Origin of the sequence: Citrobacter sp. 172116965 (assembly GCF_013458095.1) — a bacterium.
Taxonomy (GTDB): domain Bacteria; phylum Pseudomonadota; class Gammaproteobacteria; order Enterobacterales; family Enterobacteriaceae; genus Citrobacter; species Citrobacter braakii.
This window is the reverse complement of the sequence record NZ_CP046673.1, coordinates 1,342,694-1,368,829: the sequence shown is the minus strand read 5'-3', so window position 1 is coordinate 1,368,829 and position 26,136 is coordinate 1,342,694. Positions and strand designations below refer to the sequence as shown.

The window sequence follows — 26,136 nt, the reverse complement described above, 5'->3', positions numbered from 1 at the left end:
TCTCAGTTACTCATTACGCCCATTCATTTTCGTTAAAATGGCAAGCATTAGAGCGAATGTATTCCCGGTGTTCTGTGGCTTAGGCCATCACTCAGTTCTGAATATCCAGTCTGACCAGTGCTAGCAACAGCTGACTCAGCGCACCGTAGAAACCAAAGTCATCATAGCGGCGGCATTTGGCGGTGAATTCCGGTAACCAGCGTAACAGCCCCGCCAGCGTTTCTCTGCGCAGCGCATCAATACGCTGGCGGCTAAGCCCGGACTCTCCCAGAGAAAAATGCAGATGACTCAGCAGTTCGATAAAAATCGCCAGATGATCGGCTGACTCGCTAAACGTTTCGCTTACCTGCATACCAGCATCGGCTAACAATCGTTTAATGACCCCGTAATTCGGCCCTCCTTCAAGATGGGCCGACGCATAGGGTAACGCCGCGTGTTTTTCCGACATCAGAAACAGGCTACAAAAATCAGCCGCCAGTTCGAGGGTTGCGTCCTCACGCACCTGAAGCGCAGCAATTTTCTCCTCCAGCTGAAGGACTTCCGCTTCAAGCGACGGTTCACCTTTTAGCACCGCGAACCACTCAGCCATTTCGCTGGACTGCAAAAGTGCCAGGCTGTCATCGTCACGTTCCCGGGAAAACAACTGCGCCAGCCAGGCGTAAACGCAGGCCATCTGTTCTGTTGTCAGGGAAGAGTGTTTTATCATGACGATACCTTCTCCGCCTGAACATATTCGCACTGCGCCACCATTTTTATCGGGCCGCTAAACGCCGTCACGTTATCCACCTTGCCGGTATATTTCTCAATTTCCACCAGCGTAGTATGAGCGCTGGTCGCCTGTGCCAGTTGAGACGTGCCGATATCGATTGTTAATACGTTTGGATTGCCGTATTTACACAGCGCCCCAGTTTCTCCGCCGTTATCAGGGTCGTACCAGGCACCTTCATGAATACGCGCCACGCCTGGCGAGTAGAGATCGGAGACAACCGCCCCGGCCAGTACTTGTCCACGTGCGTTAAACACACGGACAATATCACCATTGCGAATCCCCCTGACGCTGGCATCCTGCGGGTTGATAAACACCGGCTCTTTACCACTTACCGCATAATGCTTACGCAGCGCTTCAGATTCACAAAGCTGCGAGTGCAGACGGAAATCAGGGTGAACAGATTGCAGATGCAGTGGCCAACGCTGCGACCCGGGTCCACCATGTGAGCGTTCGATTTTCTCAAACCACATCGGATGCCCCTGGCAGTCGTCATACTGCATACCGGCAATGGTTTTCGAGAAAATTTCGATCAATCCGCTCGGCGTGCCCAGCGGCTCAAGATCGGGGTCTTCGCGGAATGCCTGATGACGTACAAACATCTGCGGATGTTCGAACTCAACGTACTCTTGCTGATTCCAGAAAACGTCAAAAGCGGGGAGATGAACGCCGCGCCCTTTCCCCTGCTGGCTTCCTTCCTGCCAGATCCGTTTCAGCCACCCCATCTCATCCAACCCTTCGGTAAAGGCTTCTTCACGATTAAAGCGGCGGCAGAGATCGCGGAAAATATCGAAATCATTACGTGCTTCAAATTGCGGCTGCACCAACTGTTTCATGGCGATAATGCCGCGGTTGGAGTGGTTGCCATACTGGTCAAGATCGTTACGCTCAAACTGGGTCGTCGCGGGCAATACGATGTCAGCGAATCGACAGGTCGAGGTCCACTGATTATCGATGGCGATAACGGTTTCCAGCTTACGCCAGCCCTCAATAATACGATTGATCTGCTGGTAACGATGGAAAGGGTTGGTCCCGGCAAAAACGCACATCTTCAACGGCGGCAACTTGACGGTTTTGCCGTTCCAGTTAATTTGTTTACCCGGCTCAAGAATCGCATCGATAAAACGCGCGATCGGGATGGTGCTGCTGTACCCCTTATAATCAGTGCTGTCATGCACAGGAGGTACGGTGGTGGAGCCAGAAAAACCGCTCAGGATAATCCCTTTGCGGCTTGGCGTGCCCGCGCCGTTGTAGTGCCAGCCAAAGCCGAAGCCACCGCCGGGTAAGCCGATTTGTCCAAGCATTGAGGCCAGCACCACGATCATCCACGCCCACTGTTCCCCGTGCTGCATACGCTGGACGCACCAGCCGGCAATAATCTGCGTTCTTCCGCCCGCCATTTGCCGCGCCAGTTCACGAATCGTATCGGCATCAATCCCGCATATTTTTTCCGCCCACTGGGCATCTTTAGGCTGTCCGTCACTTTCCCCCAGCAGATAAGGCAGAAACTGCTCAAACCCTACGCAGTAGTTATCGAGAAAATGCTTATCGTAGAGCTTCTCGGTATAAAGTGTGTGCGCCAGCGCCAGCTGTAGCGGCACATCGGCCTGCGGATTCACGGCGACGTGTTTAACCTTGTCGCGGCCCAGGTAGTCGTGCGTCGAGGTGATGACCGGATCAACACTGATAACCGAGATCTCGCCGCGCGCCACTTTTTCTTTCAGTTGTTCGTAGTATTCATAAACATCATGATCCGGGCACCACCAGTTCGCCTGCTGGTTTTTAATCAGGTCGGAACCCCACAGCACAATCGTTTTGCTGTTTTTCAGCACCAGCGGCCAGGAGGTCTGCTGTTCATATACCTCCATTGACCCGACCACGCGCGGCAGAATCACCTGGGCTGCACCAGTGGAATAGTCGCCTCCGGTACTTACGCTGTTGCCGTGCAGCGCAATGGCGCGCGCCAGCATCCCCGAGGCGTTATGGAACATGCCGGTTGATTGCCAACCGCTGGCCGTCAGCAGCGCGCTCGGGCCATAGGTCTTCTGAATTCGCTCCAGCTCCTGATAGAAGAAGTCCAGCGCTTCATCCCACGAAACGCGCACAAAGCGGTTATCTCCACGCTGCGTGGTATCGCTCTGATGGCGTTTACGCAACCAGTCGACACGGACCATTGGATAGCGAATACGCGCCCCGCCATGCACGTGATCCGGCAGTCCGGCGATCATTTTTGACGGGTACTTATCACGCTCAAACGGTTTGGCTTCAATAAAACGCCCATCAACCACGGTGGCGCGGATTGCCCCCCAGTGAGATCCGGTCAGGATCCCCTCTTTGACGCCAGTTCCCTGCACCTCTGCGGCGTTGGCGCTGCGCGGTGTGAGCAGCGAAGGTCCTAACATACCAGCGACGGTCAAGCCGCCCAACTGCAGTAGAAAACGACGGCGAGATGCCTGAAAGAGATCGTTATTTTTCATTGCTTTCTCCCTTATCGCCATGCGGCTTGTCCGTGGTGTCAGAGGCATTCATCTGCAGATATTTCAGTAAGGTACGTTCTTCACGTTTATCCAGACTGGTAAATCCAATCATGCCGTTCAACGTGCCAATCCAGCCGTTGGCGTCAAAGTGTTCTTTCTCAGGTGCGCCGTGGCACTGGTTACAGGTTCCGTTATAGAGCGAGTCGGCATAAGCCCAGATTGGCTTAATGTCGTTAACCATATCGCCCTTCTGCATCCAGGCGGTGGCCTGCAGCTTGCTCCACTGCGTATTCGTTTCCGCGACGGTCGTTTGCTCCAGGGTTTTCACGTGCTGCTGAATGTCGCCACGAATGGAGGCCACAAAAATGCGTTTACCTGGCAATTGCGCCAGCACGCGCTGACGCCCGTTACTCTCGGTCCAGCCCACAATTTCAATTTGCAGCCAGTCGCCGTCACGCTTTAACACTTTTACTTCAGAAGCAGGCAGCAGTGAGCCCGCAGGTTCTTTATCCCCTTTGGCGGCATAAATAGGTTTGATGTCCAGGGAATAGAGCGTATCGCCATCGTCGTTTGCGTTGGCGCGTAACTGGTCAAACTGCTTGCGGAAACCGCTGCTCATATCGGGAAGCTGATGCGCAATACCTTTATGGCAGTCAATACAGGATTGATTGTCCTTGGCCGCAATCTTCATCTGACGCGCAGCTTCAGGATGCTGTTTCGCGTGATCCATCGCATCATAGTTATGACAGGAACGACAGGTCGCGGAGTTGTTCTCCTTCATTCGCGCCCATTCGCGCTCCGCCAGCTCGGCACGTTTGGCTTCGAATTTCTCAGGAGTATCAATAGAGTGGGCAACAAAGGTCTGGTAAATATCGTTGCTGGCCTCCAGCTTACGTTTCACCATGCCAGGGATATCGGATGGAATGTGGCAATCATGACACTCTGCGCGCACCCCGGAGGCATTCTGAAAATGCGCAGACTGTTTATATTCTTCATAAACCGGCTGCATGCTGTGGCAGCTCACGCAAAATTCGGTTGAACTGGTTAATTTAATGCCAACGTGCGGTAAGACGATCAGCGCGATACCGACCACCATCCCGATGACGACCAGCGCCAACACTGACCAACGTGCGCTCGGTCTGAGCAGCGCCCTCCATAGTTTCCGCATAATAGCCCCTGTAAATATATGGTTTAGTTACAGAGGATCTTATTTCGCAAATGTGAACGGCAACACTGGTCAGGATGAATGGCTTACGGCACAATGTGAACAGATATGAACAGAAAGAGACAACAACCAGGATGTCGCATCACATTGTCATTGTTGAGGATGAACCCGTTACCCAGGCACGATTACAGGCTTATTTTGAACAGGAAGGTTATCACGTCTCGGTCACAGCCAGCGGAGCCGGCCTGCGTGAAATCATGTCACAACACTCTGTCGATCTTATTCTGTTAGATATCAATCTCCCGGATGAAAATGGCTTAATGCTGACCCGCGCCCTGCGTGAACGCTCAACGGTGGGGATCATCCTGGTCACGGGTCGTAGTGACCAAATTGACCGTATCGTTGGCCTGGAAATGGGTGCTGATGATTATGTCACCAAGCCGCTGGAGCTACGTGAACTGGTGGTGAGAGTGAAAAATTTACTCTGGCGTATCGACCTTACCCGCGAGGCGCGACCGGAGGCCAAAGACAATTGCTATCAGTTTGCCGGGTATTGTTTGAACGTCTCCCGTCATACTCTGGAACTGGGCGAAGAGGCAATCAAACTCACCCGCGCCGAGTATGAAATGCTGGTCGCGTTTGTCACCAATCCGGGGGAAATTCTCAGTCGCGAACGTTTACTGCGCATGCTTTCGGCGCGAAGGGTAGACAATCCGGACTTACGCACCGTGGACGTACTGATCCGCCGTTTACGCCACAAGCTGCGTGCTGATTTACTGGTAACGCAGCACGGGGAAGGTTATTTTTTAGCGGCTGACGTGTACTGATACAGATAAACAGGACGGAATCCGCCGGGTGACAACGAGCACTTTACATGCTGGCTGTCGGCATTTTTCGGGGTGAGCACCAGGATCGGTGGACTGATATTTTCCGGCACCGGTTGTCCTTGTAATACTCTGATAGCCTGCTGAATCGCCAGTTCACCTTGCCAGACCATTTGATCGCTGGCAGCCATAATGATTCTTTCGCGTTTAAGCCCGCGATATACCTGATGCGACAGATAAAAAGAGACGACAGTTAACGGCGCGCCCTGATTGCGCTTCTCCCCCATTGCCGCTTCAGCAGCAATTGCTGTACCGGCCACCACGTCGGCATCCGGGTGACGCTCAAGCATCTCCTGCAACAGGTTACGCTGTATTTCAATATCATTATCGCCCAACGCCACATCCACGATGCGCACCTGACTGCCGGCAATCGCCTGACGGAATCCGGCCACCATCTCACGACTGCCCCCGGCGTCATCAGGTCCTGGCAATAATAAGACCTTTAGCGGTTTGCCCGCGCTCCACTTAACCAAATAGCGGCCTGGCTGATAACCCATCTGGAACCACGGAACCCCAACCCGGGCTTTTACCGTTGCGTCATGGATAGCATTCACCACCTCGATAACCGGCAGCGTGCCAACCTGCGCCTGCAAATCCGGAAAAGTCGTCGTGCTGCTGCCCAACAAAATGGCATCCGCGCCCCATTGCTGGCATTGAGCGATTTGTGATTTTTGCGTGTCGAACTGGCGATACCCTCCCGCCTCGAGCACCTTCAGGCTTACGCCGTATTTTTTCGCCGCCTCCAGCATGCCGTAATTCACGGAAAGCCAGTAGGAATCCTTCAGGCTGGGATACAGCGCGCACAGTTTCCAGACTTTGTTCGCAGTAACGTCCGTTAGCGGCTCCGGCACTGCCTGCTGGGTATCCTGCCAGCGCAGCAGTGCGGACCCGGTCGCGTGACCTAAGCCGGGAAAAAGTGTGATAAGCAGGAAAACCAATACGCGCATGATAGCCTCAACATTGATAAGGCTTTATCCTAGTTGCTTTCCTCTTTTGGACTCAACCTTTTTAATCTGTGGCGACCCGACAGTGAATTTATCTCTGACCAAACGACTGTGGATAGGCTTCGGGCTGATGGCGGCACTGACCCTCATTAGTACGCTGGTAGGCTGGTATAACCTGCGTTTTGTCAGCCAGGTTGAGCAGGCCAATACCCAGGCGCTGATCCCGACCATGGACATGGCGCGCCAGCTCAGCGAAGCCAGCGCCTGGGAACTGTTTTCCGCGCAGAATCTGACCACCGCAGATAATGAAAATATGTGGCTGGCTCAGGGGCGTATGTTAACCGCCCAAAGCCTGAAAATAACCGCTTTACTGAAAACCCTGCGCGAGCAGGGCTTTGACACGTCGGCCATTGAACAACAGGAAAAAGAGATCGCCCAGTCGTTAAGCCATCAGGGGGAGTTGGTTGGCGAACGTCTGAAACTGCGCGATCGGCAGCAACAGCTCAGCCAACATATTGTTGAGGCTACCGCCGACGTTGCCGAAATGGCGCGCGGTCAGGCCAGTAATGCCGCCACCTCGGCGGGCGCTACGCAGGCAAGCATTTATGATTTGATTGAGAGCCATCAGGGCCAGGCGGCGGAACACGCTCTCGACAGGCTTATCGATATCGATCTGGAATATTATAACCAGATGAATGAACTGCGCCTGAGCGCGCTACGCGTGCAGCAAATGGTGATGAATCTGGGGAATAACCAGGCGCAGAATAACCTTGCAGCGCTGGAAACCCAGCTTAATGCCGCCGTCAGAGTGCTTCACCGCCGACAAATACGCATTGAAGATCCGGTGGTACGCACTCAGGTTGCCGGCGCTGTAAATTCGATAAGCCGTTATGTCGATCTGCTGGCCCTGTATCGTCAGGATAATGACATCACCACCCGCTTACAGATCTTATCGCAGAACAATATCGAGCAATTTACCCGTTTCAGTAGCGAAGTCAGTCAGTTGGTAGAAATCATTGGCCAACGCAATCAGACCGGGCTGGCGCATCTCAAACAGGCCAGCCAGCGCGGGCAAACGCTGCTGCTGCTGTTAGGTGCGGTGTCATTGTGCTTGTTAATTCTCATTCTTTGGCGCGTAGTTTACCGCTCGGTCACGCGTCCGTTGGCGCAGCAAACCCAGGCGTTACAGCGTCTGCTTGAAGGTGATATTGACTCCCCATTTCCGGAAACCGCGGGCGTTCGCGAACTGGATACCATCGGGCGGTTGATGGATGCCTTTCGCGGCAGCGTTCACGCCCTTAATAGCCATCGCGAACATCTGGCCGCTCAGGTAAAAGCTCGCACCGCCGAACTGCGTTCTATGGTGTCTGAACACCGTCAGGCGCGGGCAGAAGCCGAAAAAGCCAACCAGGCAAAATCGGCGTTTCTGGCCGCCATGAGCCATGAAATACGCACCCCGCTGTATGGGATCCTCGGCACTGCGCAGTTGCTCTCAGACAATCCCGCTCTGGCGCAGCATCAGGAGAATCTGCGCGCAATCACCGACTCTGGCGAGTCTCTGCTGACCATCCTCAACGATATCCTGGACTATTCCGCCATCGAAGCGGGCGGAAAAAATGTGGCGATCGGCGATGAACCTTTTGAGCCCAGACCCTTGCTGGAAAGTACGCTTCAGCTCATGCACGGTCGCGTTGTGGGTCGCCCGGTCGTGCTGGTTACGGATTTTGCCGACGACGTCCCCGACTCCCTACGCGGCGATCCGCGCCGCATTCGGCAAATCATAACTAACCTATTAAACAACGCGCTGCGCTTTACCGATCGCGGACACATCACCCTGCGTAGCCGATGTAAAGATCAGGACTGGTATATTGAGGTTGAGGACACGGGATGCGGGATTGACCCTGTCCATCAGCGCGATATTTTTCAGCCGTTTGTTCAGGTTAGCGGTAAACGTGGGGGGACCGGGCTTGGACTCACTATCAGTGCCAGCCTTGCGCAGGCGATGCAGGGAGAACTGAGCGTCACCAGTACGCCGGGAGTCGGAAGCTGCTTTCGTCTGCGTCTGCCATTACGGGCTGGCGCGATGCCGGTAGCTAAATCCGTTCCACGTGCCATATCGTTACAGGGTTTACGCTTGCTGCTAATCGAGGATAACCCCCTCACGCAGCGCATCAGTACAGAAATGCTCACCCTCAATGGCGCCCAGGTCACCGCTGCCGACAGTGCGGCTGCGGCGCTCACCATACTGCAGCAAGACGCCCAGTATAATGCCGCGCTGGTTGATTTTGATCTTCCGGATATCGACGGCATCACGCTGGCGCAACAGTTAACCCGCGAGTTTCCGACGTTAAAGCTAATAGGCTTTAGCGCACACGTCATCGACAAAACGCTAAGCCAAAGAACCAGCACCCTGTTTCTCGGCGTTATTCAAAAACCGGTTCCCCAGGATGAACTCAGTCGGCTCATTACCCATTATCTGCACGGTAACGCCCCTCTCCCGGCTGCATTAGAAAATGACAACCAACGGTTAGATACCCAGCAATTAGCCGGGGATATCCAGCTAATGGGATGGCAAAAGGTGCACGAATGGTTAGCGCTCTTTAAGCAACACACCCTTCCTGTATTAGATGAGATTGACGCAGCGCACGCAGCATGTGAGTACGAGAAGATAAAACGTCTGGCACATCAGCTAAAAAGCAGCTGCGCCAGCATGGGTATGCGTTCTGCCAGCCGGATGTGCGCAGCGCTTGAACAGCAGCCGCTAGCTGATTTTTCACTCAGAGAGGAAGTACAACTAAGTCTTACAGAAGTGGAAATGTGGTTGGCAAAAGAAAATTTGTCGCGATTAGCCGAAGCTGAACATCAGAAGTGACGTTGAAATGGTACGCCCTGTAGGATTCGAACCTACGACCTACGGCTTAGAAGGCCGTTGCTCTATCCAACTGAGCTAAGGGCGCATTGCGAAGTGATTACTTCATGCAGATGAAACGCGTGAATTATACGGTCAGCGCTTGCTGAGTCAATGCCTTTTGTTTCGGTTGCTGGCGAAGTGTACGAATGTTGATTTTTTCTGCTTGTTCAAAGGTATCCAGGAAATCACCTGGTAACAACTCAGCCCGCAAAACGTCAGATTTAGGGATGCATGTATTTAGAATATTTATGATTTTGCTTAACATTCCTTTATCCCCTCTCCAGTGGTCAGGAACTCTTTAATGTTAAGTATCGCCATCAAGGAAGAAAACAGTCACTTCGAACATGGACTGAAAATCATCATCTCCCATCTGGCAAATCAGTGGCATCAGGAGATTAGCTTTTTACCTGTCGAAGATATCGATCGCGCTGAAATCGCGTTTATCTCACTGGATGAAGATTGGCTCAGCGCCGATTGTTACATGGTTCCTGTCCACACCAGGCGCCAACACCGGGTGGTCATCTGTAGCAAAAACGACAAAGATAAGCTGATGTTCCGCCCCTGCCTGTACATGTTGCCACTGATTTATCGGGAAGATGACGTCGACGAGATAACCAAAAAACTGGTCCTCATCCTGCAAAAACGCGCACTGCGCACTAGCGTGCCCGCGACTATCTGCCATTACTGCACCACCCGCAACTTTTCTATCGAAGAACGCCAGTTCTTAATGTTTCTCGCCAGCGGGTATACGTTAGCCGAAACGGCTCATCTGCTCTCAGTCAGTGATATCCAGGCCAAAGCGACCCGCCGCAGCATTATGAAAAAGCTGCATGTGAAAAACGATCAGCAATTCTTAAGATACATCCGCGCACATCTGAACTTTCTGCAAAATTAGACGGGGTATCTCTGCCTAATTTTTATTGAGAAATATCTCATCATGGATTAAGCATCGGCTCCTACTGTACCTGGCTTCAGGCTGCGAGAATAATCCGGCCATACTATTTCCGGGGTAACAAAAAGACACACCCGGTAATATTTTATCTAATCTCAGAGAGAGGTTGAACTGGATAAAACGATCTTTTGGGCATTGAGTAAGACATCAGAAAACTTCCGGCAGATTATTCTGATGGAGTACGCAATTGCCAGTCTGATGATTGTTGAAGCACTGAAACCCAACGGCACAAGTCAACTCACCTTTGCGCTGACAAAAGTTTGGTTCAGGGATGCCTGTAGTCAGCAATTTATCCAGACCTGCCGCAACAGAAATGGAATGGAAAAGGATGCACAGTGCAAAACGCCGGGACCGCTATCGCCGTATACGAAACGCTAACTGTAGCTGGCAATTTCCCCACTGTACCTCACAGGTATTTGACCGGATCGAGTATCTGGCGCAAAAACTCGAATACACCTTACCGGACGGCACTATATCTCAGGCGATAATTACGACAGACTACTATCTGGCCTATGCGCTGAGTCGACATTTATTCTCAGGTACTCGCACGGCGATCTTCCAGAGCGTTGAATCGACTTTGCTCAGCATGCAAGAGCCGGTAATTAGCCAGTTAGTGATTGACATTGAAAGCTTAACAACCCCTTATTTCGATATACTTGAAAGCCTGCGCCAGCTAATTAAGAAGCATAATAACATCCAAATCTTCATAATGCTTTCCAGTCGCGATGAAGACCTCACTAGATTTATTTCACTGTCCGGTCCATTTTATATCTTGCCACGCAATTTGCGCCTCCCCGAGATGCGCCAGGCCTTATTATCTCCGGTTCTTAACTATATTCATTCCAGGCGTATAAATCAGTTCGACTGGGAGCTGATTACCTTAGGAAGGTGCGAACAAGTTCCTGATATGAGATCATCATATTCATCCGGAGCGCATCCCAGAGGGACATCATGAGCCATCAACTCACCTTCGCCGATAGTGAATTCAGCACTAAGCGCCGTCAGACCCGAAAAGAGATTTTCCTCTCCCGCATGGAGCAGATTCTGCCATGGCAGAATATGACCGCTGTCATCGAGCCGTTTTATCCCAAGGCGGGCAATGGCCGACGGCCCTATCCGCTGGAGACCATGCTGCGTATTCACTGCATGCAGCATTGGTACAACCTGAGCGACGGTGCCATGGAAGATGCCCTGTACGAAATCGCCTCCATGCGCCTGTTTGCCCGATTATCCCTGGATAGCGCCCTGCCGGATCGCACCACCATCATGAATTTCCGCCACCTGGAGCAGCATCAACTGGCACGTCAATTGTTCAAGACCATCAATCGCTGGCTGGCCGAAGCAGGCGTCATGATGACCCAAGGCACTTTGGTGGATGCCACCATCATTGAGGCCCCCAGCTCTACCAAGAACAAAGAGCAGCAACGCGATCCGGAGATGCATCAGACCAAGAAAGGCAATCAGTGGCACTTTGGCATGAAGGCCCACATTGGTGTCGATGCCAAGAGTGGCCTGACCCACAGCCTAGTCACCACCGCGGCCAACGAGCATGACCTCAATCAGCTGGGTAATCTGCTTCATGGAGAGGAGCAATTTGTCTCAGCCGATGCCGGCTACCAAGGAGCGCCACAGCGCGAGGAGCTGGCCGAGGTGGATGTGGACTGGCTGATCGCCGAGCGTCCCGGCAAGGTAAAAACCTTGAAGCAGCATCCGCGCAAGAACAAAACGGCCATCAACATCGAATACATGAAAGCCAGCATCCGTGCCAGGGTGGAGCACCCGTTTCGCATCATCAAGCGGCAGTTCGGCTTCGTGAAAGCCAGATACAAAGGGCTGCTGAAAAACGATAACCAACTGGCGATGTTATTCACCCTGGCCAACCTGTTTCGGGTGGACCAAATGATACGTCAGTGGGAGAGATCTCAGTAAAAACCGGAAATAACGCCAGAAATGGTGGAAAAAATAGCCTAAATAGGCTGATTCGATGTGTTTGCGGGAAAAAAATCGGCCCAGATCCGCGAAATTTTAATCAGCGAGTCAGCTTGGGAAGAAATGACCTGCTTATTCGCACCTTCCCTAACTGACATTAACAACCAGGATGTTGTAAGTCTTTTCCGAATGAGCAGAGCAGGTATAATCCCCACAGTTTCCTGATTAATTGTTAGTTTTCCCGGTGTGAAATGGATTTTCCACAAATTCATTGTTCTGCAGAAGAACAACCGAATAAACAAGGATGAAATAATATTTATTCGGCTCTCCCTCAGAACAATTCTTGGCTATTTGACAATATTATAACGCCTGATGTTTTATCAAATTCGCAAGATACGCAAACAGTTTGAGGCATACAACAATGAAACCAGCATCCGTTATCATTATGGACGAACACCCTATTGTCAGAATGTCGATAGAAGTACTACTCGAGAAAAACAGTAATATTCAGGTAGTGTTGAAAACCGATGACAGCCGTACGGCAATAGAACATCTGCGCACGTACCCTGTCGATCTTGTCATCCTGGATATTGAATTGCCTGGTTCTGATGGGTTTACATTACTCAAAAGAATAAAGTCATTGCAGGAGAAAACTCGGGTACTGTTTCTGTCCTCAAAATCCGAGTCGTTTTATGCCGGGCGTGCTATCCGGGCCGGTGCAAATGGGTTTGTCAGCAAACGAAAGGATCTCAATGATATCTACAATGCGGTAAAAATGATTTTATCGGGATATTCCTTTTTTCCTTCGGATACCCTTAATTTCATTAACAATATAAATGCACAAAAAGGCGTCTTACATGACATGCCGCTCTCTAACCGTGAAGTTACCGTTTTGCGTTATCTGGCAAACGGGCTATCCAATAAGGAAATTGCTGAGCAGTTGTTACTCAGCAATAAAACGATTAGCGCTCACAAGGCTAATATCTACTCCAAGCTCGGGTTGCACACCATCGTTGAGCTGATCGATTACGCAAAAATGCATGAATTAATGTAATAACACTCCCGGCGAGATTTCGTTCGGGAGTGTTTTGTTAGCGCATTGATTAGTTATAGTTAATCATGAACGTGGCATCAGCCCTGGCAATGCCAGGCTGAACCCCAGCAGCTAACGCGATATAGTTTGCGAAAAAGGTCAGCGTGGCATTGCCGTTCTCATCAATCCCCACCGTCTGACTGGCCTGCTCGAGCGGCAATCGCGTACGGTCGCTGTCGTGCAGTTCGATCGCCACCTTTTGCGCCATCACCGCGTCATCAAGCGCCAGCAACGTCGTGCCCGGGGCCGGAGTTCCGGAAAACGTTATCGAAGCGGAACCCGGCGGGCAGCCTTCTAGCTTCAGCGTAAACGCGACCGGTTGAGTAGTATCTCCGCTGTTCTGAAGCTGCTTGGTCGGCCAGGTGCCTAGCTCCACGGACTTATTGCTGTCGCTGGCAATTACCGCGCAGGTAAAGTCCACCACGTTTCCGCGCAGTTCAATATTGATTTCCCCCAGCGACGAAGCGGCATGGCACAACGAGCTGAATGTCAGCAGGCACACCATTGCCAGGCGTTTCCCTGCGGCTGGCGTTTGCTTGTTAGTCATAATCCACTCGCAGATAGCCACGGGCTGTAAAAGGTCCTTCGGTAGGTTTATTGCCCGTCACGCTAACCGGCCATGTTCGAATACCCACGCTCGCCGCGGCGTTATCATCCAGTTGAAACGGGATAGTGCTGGACAGATTATTGGGCGTCAGCGGTTTACCGCTGCTGTCGGCGACAATAAAACCTAAATCGGGATTGTCAGATACCATCATTTGCCCGGTGGCTTTCTCGGCCTCTACACGCATGGTTAAGTAGGCCTGTGCAGCGACGTTGGTGCATTTTATCGCTACCGTTTTGGTCTGCGGATTGATGCCTTCTGGCCGGTTTCCCGCTCCTGCCTTGCTAAACAGCGATGCGCCAATATCACCAAAATCAAACTCAACAATCTGCCCGGCGTTTACTTCGCAGTTTTGTGGAACCTCCACCTTGCCGCTGTAGCTGATGGTATAAACCGGCACGCTTAGCGCATCTCCGGTACTGGTCGTGACATAGACGCTGAACATCGTCTGCCGCGGAATCGGCACCATGTTAATAAACGGGCGGATCACTTTGAGCTTAAACACCAGCTTTGAATCCATCACGCCAAAAGGCTGCTGCTTAGGTACGTTAGGGTGAGTCCCCATGCGAATGTAATTACGCGGGGGATAAAATAACCCGGCATAGCTATCGGTTATGCTCATGGCCCCCAGCAGGTAGTCATTGAGCTTCAGATACTGGAAGCCGCCTTCGGTACTTTGAACCGGAAGTTCAGTGACATAGCTTCGATAGGTGTAATTTACCGTTGTCCCGGCCGGACAGGTGGCATTCACGCCAACCCAGCCAGATTTTTCCGGTAACGTCACCACCTGTCCCGGCTGGTTGTTACTACTGTTGAAGACATTCGACAGATCGTAAAAAACATCCGTTGGCGTGCCATTCGAGTTTTGGCAGACCGTCGCCCAGGACGAATGGGCCATCAGCAGTAAAGCGCTTCCCAGTAACAAACCCGTTTGTCGTTTCATCGTATTATTCCTGTCGTGCTGACGGAGATTCGCACGTCACGTTCGTGAGCGTTACCGCTTGTTTCAGGCTATCCTCTGGCAAGGCATAGCGCGCCACGCAGCGCGCGTTTGCGCCTTCCCCCCATTGGATCAACAACTCGCCTTTTAGCGGCAGGCCGCTCAGGTAGATTTGCCCGTCTTCACCCACCATGCTGGTCACGCCGCTGGTGTTTTCACGCACGACGGAGCCAAACGGCACTGGTTTACCGGCATGTTTGGCGGTAATCAGCGCCCGCACACCGATTCGTGTATCAAACGCCGCCCGCACCAGCGCCCCTTGCGTTGGCACTACGCTACTGACGTTATTCTCCACATCGGTATTGTTGTTCATGGAATTGGTGTCTAACGCGACGCGGTTATAACGATAGACGGTGGCATATGGCATCACCGCGTATCCGCGCCAGTCGGTTTGAACGCCGGTCTGGTTCTCTATCCGTACACCCTGCGCGCCCGGCGCTTTAATCAGCACGTTGGTATCGCCCAGAGGCTGACTGAGCGTAATGCCGTCCGCATGCCCCACCACGCCGCCGGAGAGCTGCCAGTTGTAGTCATGCTGGTCACGGTCGTAGTTGTAACCCACGCCCAGCGTGCCATAGGCCGCCTGCCAGTTGGCGCTGGCGTTTCCGCTATAGCCATTGCTGCTGCTGTGCCCCTGATTCACGCTGTAGCTCAGGTTGCGCCCATCCAGCAACGTACCGCCGATTCCGCTCTGCCAACTGTTCTGCCCGTTGCTATTACGGTTGGCATTAAAGGTGGCGTAGGTGCGATCGAGGGCGTTATCACGCGAGTAACGCCGTCCGCTCAGCAGGCTGAACGGTACAGACATATTGAACGCCAGAATACGATCGGTGTCGGAGATGCCAACCGATTCATTCCACGACCAGGAGAGTGAATAGCTAATCCCCTGCCAGCCGCTGGCATAGCCCAGTTGATACCAGGTATTGGTGTCTGAAGTATTCCAGTACGTCTGCTGACTACCCGAGATATACAGCGATCCGTAATCCCCCAGATTCTGCGAAATGTTGATCTGGAAACGGCCCTTTTTGCTGTAGCTCAGGTTGTGGTAACTCGTCACATTGGGCACGTCGTGGCGATTGCCCTCACTGTCGTATTCGTACTCATAGCCTTCCATACTGCGATACGCCACATCGTCGAGGGTATAGAAGCCACGCGTTGAGTATCGATACCCCAACAACTGGAAGTTAGTGCCAAAATTGTTCAGCGATTTCGCATACAAGAAACGCAAAGACTGCCCCTGGTGCGTACTGTCATCCGCCAGTTGGCTGCGCGCATGGGTGAGATCGACAGAAACCGCCCCCCAGTCCCCCAGGTTTCGACCGGTGCCTAAAACCACCGCGGTGTAACGTGAGGCCAACTGCGTACCACCGTATGCGGTATAGCCCTCTGGTAACCCGGCAATTAATGTTCCCTGGAAAAAGAACGGTGAAGATTGCTGGCTATTGCCGCTGCGAAAATCCCCGGCGACAACGTCATATTTGAAACGCCCTTCTCGCTGTAATAAGGGAACGGTGGAGTACGGCACCGTATAGCGTTGCTGGCTGCCGTCCTTCTCATCCACCGTGACCTCAAGATCACCGCTGGATGACGTTGGGTTGAGATCGGTTATCGAGAAAGCGCCGGGTGAAACATAGCTTTGATAAATCACATAGCCATTCTGACGAATGGTCAGTTTCGCTGCGGTACGCGCAATGCCGCGAACGGTAGGCGCGTAGCCCTGTAAGCTGTCGGGATACATACTGTCTGAGGAATAGAGCCGCGCACCGCGAAACCCGACGCTGTCAAAAACGTCGTTGCCAGTGTTGCTGTCGCCCATCACCAGTTCGCCCTTCAGCGGGACAATTGCGCGCTGAAGCCATGTACCGATGTTTTTCCAGCTTTGTGAGTGGTATCCGTCGCCCTTGGAGTAGCTCCACGCACCGTTGTTTCTCAGCCGCCAGGGGCCATAGTTCAGACCACTGAGCATACTGAGGAAATAGCTGTCAGTATCACTGCCACGGCTGCCGGTAAAGCTGTAGTTAACCAGCGCGGCCGGGATCCCTTCATCCCACTCTTCCGGTGGAATATAGCCGCGCGCGCTGTTTAACATTGACGCCTGTGGCAGGCTGACGTTTAAGCGCAGGGTAGAAAAATCAAACGCAATCTCGCTGCCAGGAATCGCCTCAGGTAGATTGATACAGGTATCGTTCGGATCCTTACTGAGTGCCGGAAACGCGGCGATATTGACGCCAAGGCGCTTCACCCAGTCGAGTCCAAAGCACGGCATCAACCCACCGGACTTCTCCCCGGCTTTTGCCGCACTGGTAGTAAAACGAATATCCTGAGTGGCAACAAACTCATCGTTGCGCCAGATATCCACGCGATAAACGCCTTCAGGCTGGTGATTGCCTTTTTCAAAACGTGATAAATCCGCCACGGTTGCCGTATCCGCAGATAAAAAGGCCGGATTAAAATAGCTTTCCCCATAGCTTAGAGAGGGAAAGAGCGCCGCCAGCGTGGACAACGCCACCCCCGCCAGCGGTGGCGTAACCCCCGGTAACAGGCCAGGAAAATACGTTGTCTTATTCATCGTTATCTCAACGCACACTAACCGTTTTAGCCGGGGTCACAGCGCCATAATCATTGACCGTCTGGAACGTGACGTTGCCCTGAACGCCCGTGGGTAGCAGGACCTGCGCATCGCTTTTCGGCGCAACCATCACGTTATCGACCTTCGTTTTCCCCACATTGAGATTGACCAACGTGACGTAATACGCTGACGGATTGTTGATCTTCAGGTGGTTGCCGGAGCGGGAAAAGGTCAGCATTCCTGGTGCATCTTCCGGGATTTGCGGCAGATTATTCGGACGAACGAAAAGTTTGATGCGTGACAGAATCGCCAGTTGCAGAACGTTTTTGCCCTCAAGGCTGTTTTTATTGACTGACGGAATGGCTTTGACGTTCATCCAGAACAGCGACTCACGGTCTTTGGGCAGCGGTTCACCGGCATAGATGATACGCAGCGTGTTTTCGCTTTTGGGTTCACTAACAAACAGCGGAGGCGTAACCACAAACGATTTTTCTTTAGCGCCTGCGCTATTCTCAATCCATGAATTTACCAGGTAACGTTCTTTGGTATCGCTATTGCTAATAGACAGGGACGTTTGTTTGGCATCGGCCGGATAAATAACGCGAGTGGCGCCTAATGCAATGCCTCCGGCAGCCTGAACACTGGCAGCAGAAAATAAGGCCAGTAAAAGGATAAAACCTGATTTTAGATAATTAAACATAGCTAAAAATACCTTTGATGCGATTATCGTTGGGAAATAAATCAGGGATAAACCAACGTAAACCACACGTCTGAGCGAAGCGTTCCCGGCGTTATATTTTCCGAGACAGCCCGATAGCGGGCAGTGAAATGAAACGTCATCTCTTGCGTTATAATCGGCACATAATGAAGCGGCAGGGCATTCGGTATAATTTGCCGTTGGCGCTCGTCAAATAACGCCAGGCCAATCCCCGAAGCCGCAGACGCATCGCCGCTGGCAAGAAAAACCTGCGGATCTTCCGCTGGCGTCACGCCCGCAAACGCAATCCCAACATGGTCATAAACATCGGAGCTGCACGACGTTAAGCGCAGTGAAAACGGTACGCTGGTAGAGGCGAAGCTTCCCGTCCCAGAGAAAGCATTGGTGCGATACTGCCCCATTTGCACCCGCATATCCTGACTGTCAGTGGCGACCGTACAGGCGCCGTTGACGAGCTGCCCCCGTAAGTGGACGCGGCCACTTTCCAGTATTACCGTATGTGAAAGCACAGGCATTACGCACAGCATTCCCGCCAGCGCCACGCCTTTCCCTATCATCTGCCGCATCCTTCATCATCCCCGGATATTGCCTCATCCATTGAGGCGAACGTCATCCTTGCGCAAATCAAAACGGCTTATTCGTACTTCATGATGAATGTCGCGTCGGCATTTGCCTGACCCGGCGTTGCGCTTGCGGCAGTGGCTTTGTAACGCGCAGAGAAACGCAGGGTGTTGGTCCCTTCTACCAGCGCCTGAGCGGTAGAGAAGGTTGCGCCATCCGGCTTCAGCGCGGTGGACGTATTGTCCAGAATTTCAATCCCAACACCGCCTGCAGTGGTACCGTTGTCTGCAGAAGTGACAGCCAGCAGGTTGTTATTGGTATTATCGGACTGGCCAGAGAAAGCAACGGCTGCAGTTGCGGCAACGTTCGGGTCACAGTCGTTCAGCACGATAGAGAACGGAATTTGTGCTGTAGTGTCACCCACTGCGGCAAAACTGGCAGTACGATACTGGCCTAACGTCACAACCTGATCGGATGACTGAGTACTGACTGCACAGGCTGCATTGACCAGTTCACCTTCAAAATGCACAGTACCGCCGCTAACGCTTACCGGATCGGCTGCAACCGCTGCACCGGCGACTAACATCAGGCTGGCAATAACAGAAGAGGTCATTAATTTACGTTTCATGGATTTCCCTTGAATTACACACATCCGGCTCCAGCATCCTGCGGGATCCGTTTGAATCATTATCGACATTAAATGTCAGGCTAATTATCTCTGCATCCTGTAAAGATATATATCGCATGAGAATTAGCTAACCTTTTACCCCAACTCTCCTGAGTATTTGATTCACTAATTATTCCTCGCGAATATGACTATTCGTCACAGCGATAAATTAAACATTTCAATTAATGAAAAATACCTGCAAATCCTTTTAATGACCCTGGCTAATTCTTAATGGGACCCAGGAAAAATCTGGGTGAGAATGAGGTAAAATCCCTCATAATTAACCGTAACAGACTGGTTTGTGGCGCATTACCCCTGAAAATACCAGGGTGATGAGTTGTTTCATTCACGTTAATTTTAATTAGCATGCTTATTAATTATCCGTAAGGCTTAAGCCTCTGTACTGACCCCATTCGCAGATCGTGACACCCCCTGGCGCACGTAAAAATGCAAACGAAAACTGACAGCACGTCCCGCTTCTGACAAAATAGCGGCATCCCCTTCGATTTAACGTAACAGACGGAATCCTCTCTCTGATGGCAGCAAAGATTATTGACGGTAAAACGATTGCGCAGCAGGTGCGCTCTGAGGTTGCTCAAAAAGTTCAGGCGCGTTTAGCGGCTGGATTACGCGCCCCAGGCCTGGCTGTTGTGCTGGTAGGTAGCAACCCGGCTTCGCAGATTTATGTCGCGAGTAAACGCAAAGCCTGTGACGAGGTGGGGTTTGTCTCCCGCTCCTATGACCTGCCTGAAACCACCAGCGAGGCAGAGCTGCTCGAGCTGATCGATACGCTCAATGCAGATACCACCATCGACGGTATTCTGGTCCAGCTGCCGTTACCTGCGGGTATCGACAACGTTAAAGTTCTCGAGCGTATTGCGCCGGATAAAGACGTTGACGGTTTCCACCCGTATAACGTTGGTCGCCTGTGCCAGCGTGCGCCGCGCCTGCGCCCATGTACTCCGCGCGGTATTGTGACTCTGCTTGAGCGTTACAATATCGACACCTACGGTCTGAATGCGGTCGTTATTGGCGCGTCGAATATTGTTGGCCGCCCGATGAGCATGGAGCTGCTGCTGGCTGGCTGCACCACCACCGTCACCCACCGGTTCACCAAAGATCTGCGTCGCCATGTAGAGCATGCAGACCTGCTGATTGTTGCCGTCGGCAAACCTGGCTTTATTCCCGGCGAGTGGATCAAAGAAGGTGCGATTGTGATTGATGTCGGCATCAACCGTCTGGAGAATGGTAAGGTTGTTGGCGATGTGGTCTTTGAAGATGCTGCCGCACGCGCGTCATACATCACGCCGGTACCCGGCGGCGTAGGCCCAATGACGGTCGCCACACTTATCGAAAACACGCTGCAGGCGTGTGTTGAATATCATGATGTAAAGGACGTTTAAGATGGCCACATTTTCACTGGGTAAACACCCACACGTTGAACTCTGCGATTTACTGAAGCTGGAAGGCTGGAGCGAAAGCGGCGCCCAGGCAAAAATTGCTATTGGCGAAGGGTTAGTGAAGGTCGATGGTGCGGTAGAAACGCGTAAACGCTGCAAAATCGTTGCAGGACAGACCGTCAGCTTTGAAGGCCACAGCATTAACGTCGTGGCGTGATCCCAGGTGCCGGATGAGGTTAACCCCTGTCCGGCCACTTCCTCTCTCCTTTTCAGATAATGACTTCATCACCACTTCACAGTGAACTGTTAGCATGTTGTTTTTCCACACGAAGCGATCATCATGCCAACAATCGTTACCCACGCTGCCGTTCCTCTCTGTTTAGGATTAGGTCTCGGGCGTAAAGTCATCCCCCCGCAATTACTATTTACTGGCGTCATTCTGGCTATGCTGCCGGATGCCGACGTACTGTCGTTTAAGCTTGGCGTCGCCTACGGCAACGTGTTTGGTCACCGTGGTTTTACCCATTCGCTGCTGTTCGCCTTCGTGGTGCCGCTGCTCTGCGTATGGATGGGTCGACGATGGTTTAAGGCAGGCTTAATTCGCTGCTGGCTATTCCTGACGGTTTCACTGCTGTCGCACAGTCTGTTGGATTCGGTCACCACTGGCGGCAAAGGCGTCGGCTGGCTGTGGCCGTGGTCGGATGAACGCTTCTTTGCACCGTGGCAGGTGATTAAAGTCGCCCCGTTTGCGCTATCTCGCTACGCCACACCATACGGGCACCAGGTGATAATTTCGGAGTTGATATGGGTATGGCTACCGGGAGTTATGATGATGGGTGTGCTGTGGTGGTATCGGAAATATTAATTTGCCGGATACAGCAAGCGTCTTATCCGACCGACATTCGTACATTGATTGCCGGACAGGGCGCGAGCCGCCATCCGGCAATCAATATCATTACTTACGGCGCCAGGTAGTGCCCTGCGGGCCATCTTCCAGCACGATACCCATCTCATTGAGACGGTCACGCGCGGCGTCAGCTGCCGCCCAGTCTTTGGCTTTACGGGCATCCAGACGCTGCTGGATTAACGCTTCAATTTCAGCAACTTCACCGTCATCCGCCTGCGCACCGCTTTGCAGGAATGCTTCGGGCTCCTGTTCCAGCAGGCCCAGCACGCTGGAAAGCTTACGCAGATGCGAAGCCATACCGTTAGCCGCCGCCATATCTTCACCCTTCAGGCGGTTAACCTCACGCGCCATATCAAACAGCACGGAGTAGGCTTCCGGCGTATTGAAGTCATCGTCCATCGCTTCAATGAAGCGTGCTTCAAAGGCTTCGCCACCGGCTGGAGCAACGGACTTATCGGTGCCGCGCAGCGCGGTATACAGACGCTCCAGCGCAGAGCGCGCCTGCTTCAGGTTCTCTTCGCTGTAGTTTAACTGGCTACGGTAATGACCAGACATCAGGAAGTAGCGAATGGTTTCGGCGTCGTAGTATTTCAGCACGTCACGCACGGTAAAGAAGTTGCCCAACGATTTGGACATTTTCTCCCGGTCAACCATCACCATCCCGGAGTGCATCCAGTAATTAACGTATTCACCGTCATGCGCACAGGTGGACTGAGCGATTTCGTTTTCATGGTGCGGGAACATCAGATCCGAACCACCGCCATGAATATCAAAATGGTTGCCCAACTGTTTGCAGTTCATCGCCGAACATTCGATGTGCCAGCCAGGACGACCCGCCCCCCACGGAGACGGCCAGCTCGGCTCGCCTTCTTTGGACATTTTCCACAGCACGAAGTCCATCGGGTTGCGCTTCACATCAACCACATCAACGCGTGCGCCCGCCTGCAGCTGATCCAGATCCTGGCGTGACAGCTGACCATAGTTCGGGTCAGTCGGCACGTCGAACATCACGTCGCCGTTATCAGCGACATAAGCGTGACCTTTGGCAATCAGCTGTTCAGTGATTTCAATGATCTCAGCGATATGGTGCGTAGCGCGCGGCTCCAGATCCGGGCGCAGAATATTCAGTGCGTCGAAATCGCTATGCATTTCCGCGATCATTCTGTCGACCAACGCCACAAAGCTCTCACCGTTTTCATTCGCGCGCTTGATGATTTTGTCATCGATATCAGTAATATTGCGCACATATTTCAGCTTATAGCCGAGGAAGCGCAAATAGCGCGCGACAACGTCGAAAGAAACGAAGGTACGTCCGTGGCCAATATGACAGAGATCGTAAACGGTAATACCACACACGTACATGCCGACTTCCCCGGCATGAATAGGTTTGAATTCCTCTTTTTGGCGCGTCAGTGTATTAAAGATTTTTAACATCGAAGATTCCGTGTAGACGTGTGTGGATAGTAAAGTCTGTATAATACCCATAATTTAGACCGGAAGCAGCACACTTTGCGAGGTGATCGCAGCTTGCGGTTATGCTATAACACACCCCTAACTCTGACCCTTCACGGGGTCGAAGCACCAATCTATCGGAACAGGATGCAAAAATGGTTACTTTCCACACTAATCACGGCGATATCGTAATCAAAACGTTTGATGATAAAGCGCCTGAAACAGTTAAAAACTTCCTGTACTACTGCCGCGAAGGTTTTTACAACAACACCATTTTCCACCGTGTTATTAACGGTTTCATGATCCAGGGCGGCGGTTTCGAACCGGGCATGAAGCAAAAAGCCACGAAAGAAGCGATCAAAAACGAAGCGAACAACGGTCTGAAAAACACCCGTGGTACGCTGGCGATGGCGCGTACTCAGGCTCCGCACTCCGCAACCGCACAGTTCTTCATCAACGTTGCAGACAACGACTTCCTGAACTTCTCCGGCGAAAGCATGCAGGGTTGGGGTTATTGCGTGTTTGCCGAAGTTGTTGAAGGCATGGACGTGGTTGATAAAATCAAAGGCGTTTCCACTGGTCGCAGCGGTATGCACCAGGATGTGCCAAAAGAAGACGTCATCATCGAAAACGTGACCGTCAGCGAGTAATCGTGACGACACTGTTTATTGCAGATCTTCACCTCTGCACAGAAGAACCGGCGATCACCGCCGGTTTTCTGCGTTTTTTAGCCGGTGATGCGCGAAAAGCTGATGCACTGTACATTCTCGGCGACCTGTTTGAAGCCTGGATTGGCGACGACGACCCAACCCCACTGCATCATGAAATAGCCGCGGCGATAAAATCACTGGTTGATTCCGGCGTTCCCTGCTTTTTTATTCACGGCAACCGAGATTTTCTGCTCGGCAAACGTTTTGCCCGTGAAAGCGGCATGAGCTTGCTGCCTGAGAAAAAAGTACTCAACCTGTATGGCCGCAAGGTATTGATCATGCATGGCGACACTTTGTGTACAGACGATGCAGGCTATCAGGCGTTTCGCGCCAAAGTACATCAACCCTGGCTACAGAAGCTGTTCCTCTCCTTACCTCTGTTCGTTCGCCAACGTATCGCCGCGAAAATGCGCGCCAACAGCAAAGCGGCCAACAGCAGCAAGTCACTGGAGATCATGGATGTGAATCCGCAGGCCGTCATCACCGAGATGGAACAGCATCAGGTCCAGTGGTTAATTCACGGCCACACCCACCGCCCGGCAGTCCACGAACTTACGGCCAATGAGCAACCCGCTTTCCGTGTGGTATTAGGCGCATGGCACACCGAAGGGTCGATGATCAAAGTCACGCCAAATGACGTTGAACTGATCGCATTTCCGTTTTAATTCCGCAGATATCCAGTTCCTCTTTACACAAAACTCGTTGAGATGCAGCCAGCTACAGAGGCTGCTTGAAGGGTGAAGTGTAAAGCGCGCAATCGTTTTCCTTGACGGCGAATTATGCTATTCTCTGTGGCCTCAAAAGTCGAGTGTAGTGCATCACAGGAGTTTTCAGACGCATGTCTTCCCGCAATAACCCGGCGCGTGTCGCCATCGTGATGGGGTCCAAAAGCGACTGGGCTACCATGCAGTTCGCCGCCGAAATCTTCGAAATTCTGAACGTGCCGCATCATGTTGAAGTCGTCTCCGCCCACCGCACCCCTGACAAGCTGTTTAGCTTCGCCGAAAGCGCAGAAGAGAACGGCTATCAGGTGATCATTGCCGGTGCGGGTGGCGCTGCACATCTGCCAGGCATGATTGCGGCGAAAACGCTGGTGCCTGTTTTAGGCGTCCCGGTGCAAAGCGCGGCGCTGAGCGGCGTAGATAGCCTTTACTCCATCGTACAGATGCCGCGCGGTATTCCGGTCGGAACGCTGGCTATCGGCAAAGCGGGCGCGGCAAATGCGGCCCTGCTGGCAGCACAAATTCTGGCAACACACGACAAAGTATTACACCAGCGTCTGAACGACTGGCGCAAAGCACAAACCGACGAGGTGCTGGAGAATCCGGACCCGCGAGGTGCGGCATGAAGCAGGTCTGCGTACTCGGTAACGGTCAGTTAGGGCGCATGCTGCGCCAGGCCGGTGAGCCGCTGGGCATTGCGGTCTGGCCCGTCGGGCTGGATGCCGAACCAGCAGCGGTCCCTTTTCAGCAAAGCGTGATCACCGCTGAGATTGAGCGCTGGCCGGAAACGGCGCTCACCCGCGAGCTCGCGCGCCATCCGGCATTTGTCAACCGCGACGTTTTCCCGATTATTGCCGACCGTTTGACGCAAAAGCAGCTTTTTGACAAGCTCGGCCTGGCAACTGCGCCGTGGCAGTTGCTGGCGGATAAAAGCGAATGGCCTGCAGTATTCGACAAACTCGGCGAGCTGGCGATCGTGAAACGTCGCGTCGGCGGCTACGACGGTCGTGGGCAGTGGCGTTTGCGCGTAAATGAAACCGAACAACTGCCGGACGACTGCTACGGCGAGTGCATCGTTGAGCGGGGAATCAACTTCTCTGGTGAAGTCTCATTGGTTGGCGCTCGTGCGCACGACGGTAGCACCGTCTTCTATCCGCTGACCCATAACCTGCACCAGGACGGCATTCTGCGCACCAGCGTGGTCTTCCCACAGGCTAACGCCAAACAGCAGAAACAGGCCGAAGCGATGCTCTCTGCCATCATGCAGGAGCTGGGCTATGTCGGCGTGATGGCGATGGAATGTTTCATCACCCCGGAAGGTCTGCTGATTAACGAACTGGCTCCACGCGTGCACAACAGCGGGCACTGGACGCAAAACGGTGCCAGCATCAGCCAGTTTGAGCTGCACCTGCGCGCCATTACCAACCTGCCGTTACCCACGCCGATAGTGAACACTCCTTCGGTGATGGTAAATCTGATTGGTAGCGACCTGAACTATGACTGGCTGAAGCTGCCGCTGGTGCATCTGCACTGGTATGACAAAGAGGTGCGTGAAGGGCGTAAGGTGGGACACCTGAACCTGAGCGACAGCGATACCGCGCGTCTTAGCGCGACGCTGGAAGCGCTTATCCCCCTGCTGCCGCCTGAATATGCCAGCGGTATTATCTGGGCGCAGTCAACGCTGAAATAAGCCGATATGGGCGGC

The 26,136-nt window shown here is 52.7% G+C and carries 25 protein-coding genes and 1 tRNA gene; 13 read left to right on the top strand and 13 right to left on the bottom strand.

Going from position 1 to position 26,136, the window contains the following annotated elements; genetic code table 11:
* Positions 1-91: 91 nt before the first annotated feature.
* The 3 genes from torD to torC are packed head-to-tail and all read right to left on the bottom strand — an operon-like array spanning position 92 to position 4,411.
* Entirely contained in the window at positions 92-706 is a 615-nt protein-coding gene (gene torD / locus GPJ68_RS06485; RefSeq protein ID WP_016152140.1) for a molecular chaperone TorD, read from the bottom strand.
* On the bottom strand, positions 703-3,243 hold the full coding sequence (torA, locus tag GPJ68_RS06480; RefSeq protein ID WP_180837187.1) for a trimethylamine-N-oxide reductase TorA: 2,541 nt from the start codon (positions 3,241-3,243) through the stop codon (positions 703-705). Before torA ends, torD begins: the two co-directional genes overlap by 4 nt.
* A complete protein-coding gene (torC, locus tag GPJ68_RS06475; RefSeq protein ID WP_016152138.1) occupies positions 3,233-4,411 on the bottom strand; it encodes a pentaheme c-type cytochrome TorC in 1,179 nt (392 codons plus the stop codon). The genes torA and torC overlap by 11 nt, the downstream gene beginning before the upstream one ends.
* Positions 4,412-4,542: 131 nt before the next feature.
* On the opposite strand from torC, the gene torR reads away from it, so the two are divergent.
* Positions 4,543-5,235, top strand: a complete 693-nt coding sequence (gene torR / locus GPJ68_RS06470) for a two-component system response regulator TorR (protein ID WP_049042941.1) — start codon at positions 4,543-4,545, stop codon at positions 5,233-5,235.
* On the opposite strand, the gene torT is transcribed toward torR, so the two are convergent.
* On the bottom strand, positions 5,208-6,239 hold the full coding sequence (gene torT / locus GPJ68_RS06465) for a TMAO reductase system periplasmic protein TorT (RefSeq protein WP_047501845.1): 1,032 nt from the start codon (positions 6,237-6,239) through the stop codon (positions 5,208-5,210). The two genes, torR and torT, sit on opposite strands and share 28 nt — an antisense overlap.
* 82 nt (positions 6,240-6,321) lie before the next feature.
* Here torT and torS point away from each other — a divergent pair, with 82 nt between their 5' ends.
* Entirely contained in the window at positions 6,322-9,108 is a 2,787-nt protein-coding gene (gene torS, locus GPJ68_RS06460) for a TMAO reductase system sensor histidine kinase/response regulator TorS (protein ID WP_104652399.1), read from the top strand.
* 8 nt (positions 9,109-9,116) lie between these two features.
* Here torS and GPJ68_RS06455 read toward each other — a convergent pair.
* Both GPJ68_RS06455 and GPJ68_RS06450 read right to left on the bottom strand, forming a co-directional pair.
* A tRNA-Arg gene (locus GPJ68_RS06455) sits at positions 9,117-9,193 on the bottom strand.
* Between the two features lie 39 nt (positions 9,194-9,232).
* Positions 9,233-9,412, bottom strand: a complete 180-nt coding sequence (locus GPJ68_RS06450) for a hypothetical protein (protein WP_104652398.1) — start codon at positions 9,410-9,412, stop codon at positions 9,233-9,235.
* Between the two features lie 36 nt (positions 9,413-9,448).
* Here GPJ68_RS06450 and fimW point away from each other — a divergent pair, with 36 nt between their 5' ends.
* The 4 genes from fimW (at position 9,449) to fimZ (ending at position 13,082) form a co-directional block, all read left to right on the top strand.
* A complete protein-coding gene (gene fimW, locus GPJ68_RS06445) occupies positions 9,449-10,042 on the top strand; it encodes a fimbria biosynthesis transcriptional regulator FimW (RefSeq protein WP_016155913.1) in 594 nt (197 codons plus the stop codon).
* A 385-nt stretch (positions 10,043-10,427) separates the two neighbouring features.
* Complete coding sequence (locus GPJ68_RS06440) at positions 10,428-11,054, top strand: fimbriae Y protein (protein ID WP_255489520.1); 627 nt, start codon at positions 10,428-10,430, stop codon at positions 11,052-11,054.
* Positions 11,051-12,028: an IS5-like element ISKpn26 family transposase gene (locus GPJ68_RS06435; RefSeq protein ID WP_180837185.1), complete on the top strand. Its 978-nt coding sequence runs from the start codon at positions 11,051-11,053 to the stop codon at positions 12,026-12,028. The genes GPJ68_RS06440 and GPJ68_RS06435 overlap by 4 nt, the downstream gene beginning before the upstream one ends.
* 421 nt (positions 12,029-12,449) lie before the next feature.
* A complete protein-coding gene (gene fimZ / locus GPJ68_RS06430; RefSeq protein ID WP_016152131.1) occupies positions 12,450-13,082 on the top strand; it encodes a fimbria biosynthesis transcriptional regulator FimZ in 633 nt (210 codons plus the stop codon).
* A gap of 49 nt (positions 13,083-13,131) precedes the next feature.
* Here fimZ and sfmF read toward each other — a convergent pair whose 3' ends face one another.
* The 6 genes from sfmF to fimA form a co-directional block, all read right to left on the bottom strand.
* Positions 13,132-13,668: a fimbria assembly protein gene (gene sfmF, locus GPJ68_RS06425; RefSeq protein WP_019076205.1), complete on the bottom strand. Its 537-nt coding sequence runs from the start codon at positions 13,666-13,668 to the stop codon at positions 13,132-13,134.
* On the bottom strand, positions 13,661-14,668 hold the full coding sequence (gene fimH / locus GPJ68_RS06420) for a type 1 fimbria D-mannose specific adhesin FimH (RefSeq protein ID WP_016155910.1): 1,008 nt from the start codon (positions 14,666-14,668) through the stop codon (positions 13,661-13,663). The genes sfmF and fimH overlap by 8 nt, the downstream gene beginning before the upstream one ends.
* A gap of 4 nt (positions 14,669-14,672) precedes the next feature.
* Complete coding sequence (locus GPJ68_RS06415; RefSeq protein WP_104652278.1) at positions 14,673-17,294, bottom strand: fimbrial biogenesis usher protein; 2,622 nt, start codon at positions 17,292-17,294, stop codon at positions 14,673-14,675.
* A 7-nt stretch (positions 17,295-17,301) separates the two neighbouring features.
* Positions 17,302-17,994, bottom strand: coding sequence for a type 1 fimbria chaperone FimC (gene fimC / locus GPJ68_RS06410; protein WP_016152127.1), 693 nt, complete (start codon positions 17,992-17,994; stop codon positions 17,302-17,304).
* Positions 17,995-18,035: 41 nt separating this feature from the next.
* Positions 18,036-18,569: a type 1 fimbrial protein subunit FimI gene (gene fimI, locus GPJ68_RS06405; protein WP_019076203.1), complete on the bottom strand. Its 534-nt coding sequence runs from the start codon at positions 18,567-18,569 to the stop codon at positions 18,036-18,038.
* A gap of 77 nt (positions 18,570-18,646) precedes the next feature.
* Positions 18,647-19,201, bottom strand: a complete 555-nt coding sequence (fimA, locus tag GPJ68_RS06400) for a type 1 fimbrial major subunit FimA (RefSeq protein ID WP_019076202.1) — start codon at positions 19,199-19,201, stop codon at positions 18,647-18,649.
* 575 nt (positions 19,202-19,776) lie between these two features.
* Here fimA and folD point away from each other — a divergent pair.
* The 3 genes from folD to GPJ68_RS06385 all read left to right on the top strand — a co-directional run bounded on the left by folD (position 19,777) and on the right by GPJ68_RS06385 (position 21,505).
* A complete protein-coding gene (folD, locus tag GPJ68_RS06395) occupies positions 19,777-20,643 on the top strand; it encodes a bifunctional methylenetetrahydrofolate dehydrogenase/methenyltetrahydrofolate cyclohydrolase FolD (protein ID WP_003021887.1) in 867 nt (288 codons plus the stop codon).
* A 1-nt stretch (position 20,644) separates the two neighbouring features.
* Complete coding sequence (ybcJ, locus tag GPJ68_RS06390) at positions 20,645-20,857, top strand: ribosome-associated protein YbcJ (RefSeq protein ID WP_016152124.1); 213 nt, start codon at positions 20,645-20,647, stop codon at positions 20,855-20,857.
* 123 nt (positions 20,858-20,980) lie between these two features.
* On the top strand, positions 20,981-21,505 hold the full coding sequence (locus GPJ68_RS06385) for a metal-dependent hydrolase (protein WP_046276061.1): 525 nt from the start codon (positions 20,981-20,983) through the stop codon (positions 21,503-21,505).
* Positions 21,506-21,595: 90 nt separating this feature from the next.
* On the opposite strand, the gene cysS is transcribed toward GPJ68_RS06385, so the two are convergent.
* The gene (cysS, locus tag GPJ68_RS06380) at positions 21,596-22,981 is read right to left on the bottom strand and encodes a cysteine--tRNA ligase (protein WP_006685638.1); all 1,386 of its coding nucleotides are present in this window, start codon (positions 22,979-22,981) and stop codon (positions 21,596-21,598) included.
* A 173-nt stretch (positions 22,982-23,154) separates the two neighbouring features.
* On the opposite strand from cysS, the gene ppiB reads away from it, so the two are divergent.
* The 4 genes from ppiB (at position 23,155) to purK (ending at position 26,121) form a co-directional block, all read left to right on the top strand.
* Positions 23,155-23,649 (top strand): peptidylprolyl isomerase B, encoded by a 495-nt coding sequence (gene ppiB / locus GPJ68_RS06375; protein ID WP_180837183.1) that lies wholly within the window; start codon positions 23,155-23,157, stop codon positions 23,647-23,649.
* A 2-nt stretch (positions 23,650-23,651) separates the two neighbouring features.
* A complete protein-coding gene (lpxH, locus tag GPJ68_RS06370) occupies positions 23,652-24,374 on the top strand; it encodes a UDP-2,3-diacylglucosamine diphosphatase (protein ID WP_104652279.1) in 723 nt (240 codons plus the stop codon).
* A 173-nt stretch (positions 24,375-24,547) separates the two neighbouring features.
* Positions 24,548-25,057 carry a 5-(carboxyamino)imidazole ribonucleotide mutase gene (gene purE / locus GPJ68_RS06365; protein WP_053389384.1) on the top strand — a complete coding sequence of 170 codons (510 nt, stop codon included), beginning with the start codon at positions 24,548-24,550 and terminating at the stop codon, positions 25,055-25,057.
* Positions 25,054-26,121 (top strand): 5-(carboxyamino)imidazole ribonucleotide synthase, encoded by a 1,068-nt coding sequence (gene purK / locus GPJ68_RS06360; RefSeq protein ID WP_103928985.1) that lies wholly within the window; start codon positions 25,054-25,056, stop codon positions 26,119-26,121. Before purE ends, purK begins: the two co-directional genes overlap by 4 nt.
* Positions 26,122-26,136 lie beyond the last annotated feature (15 nt).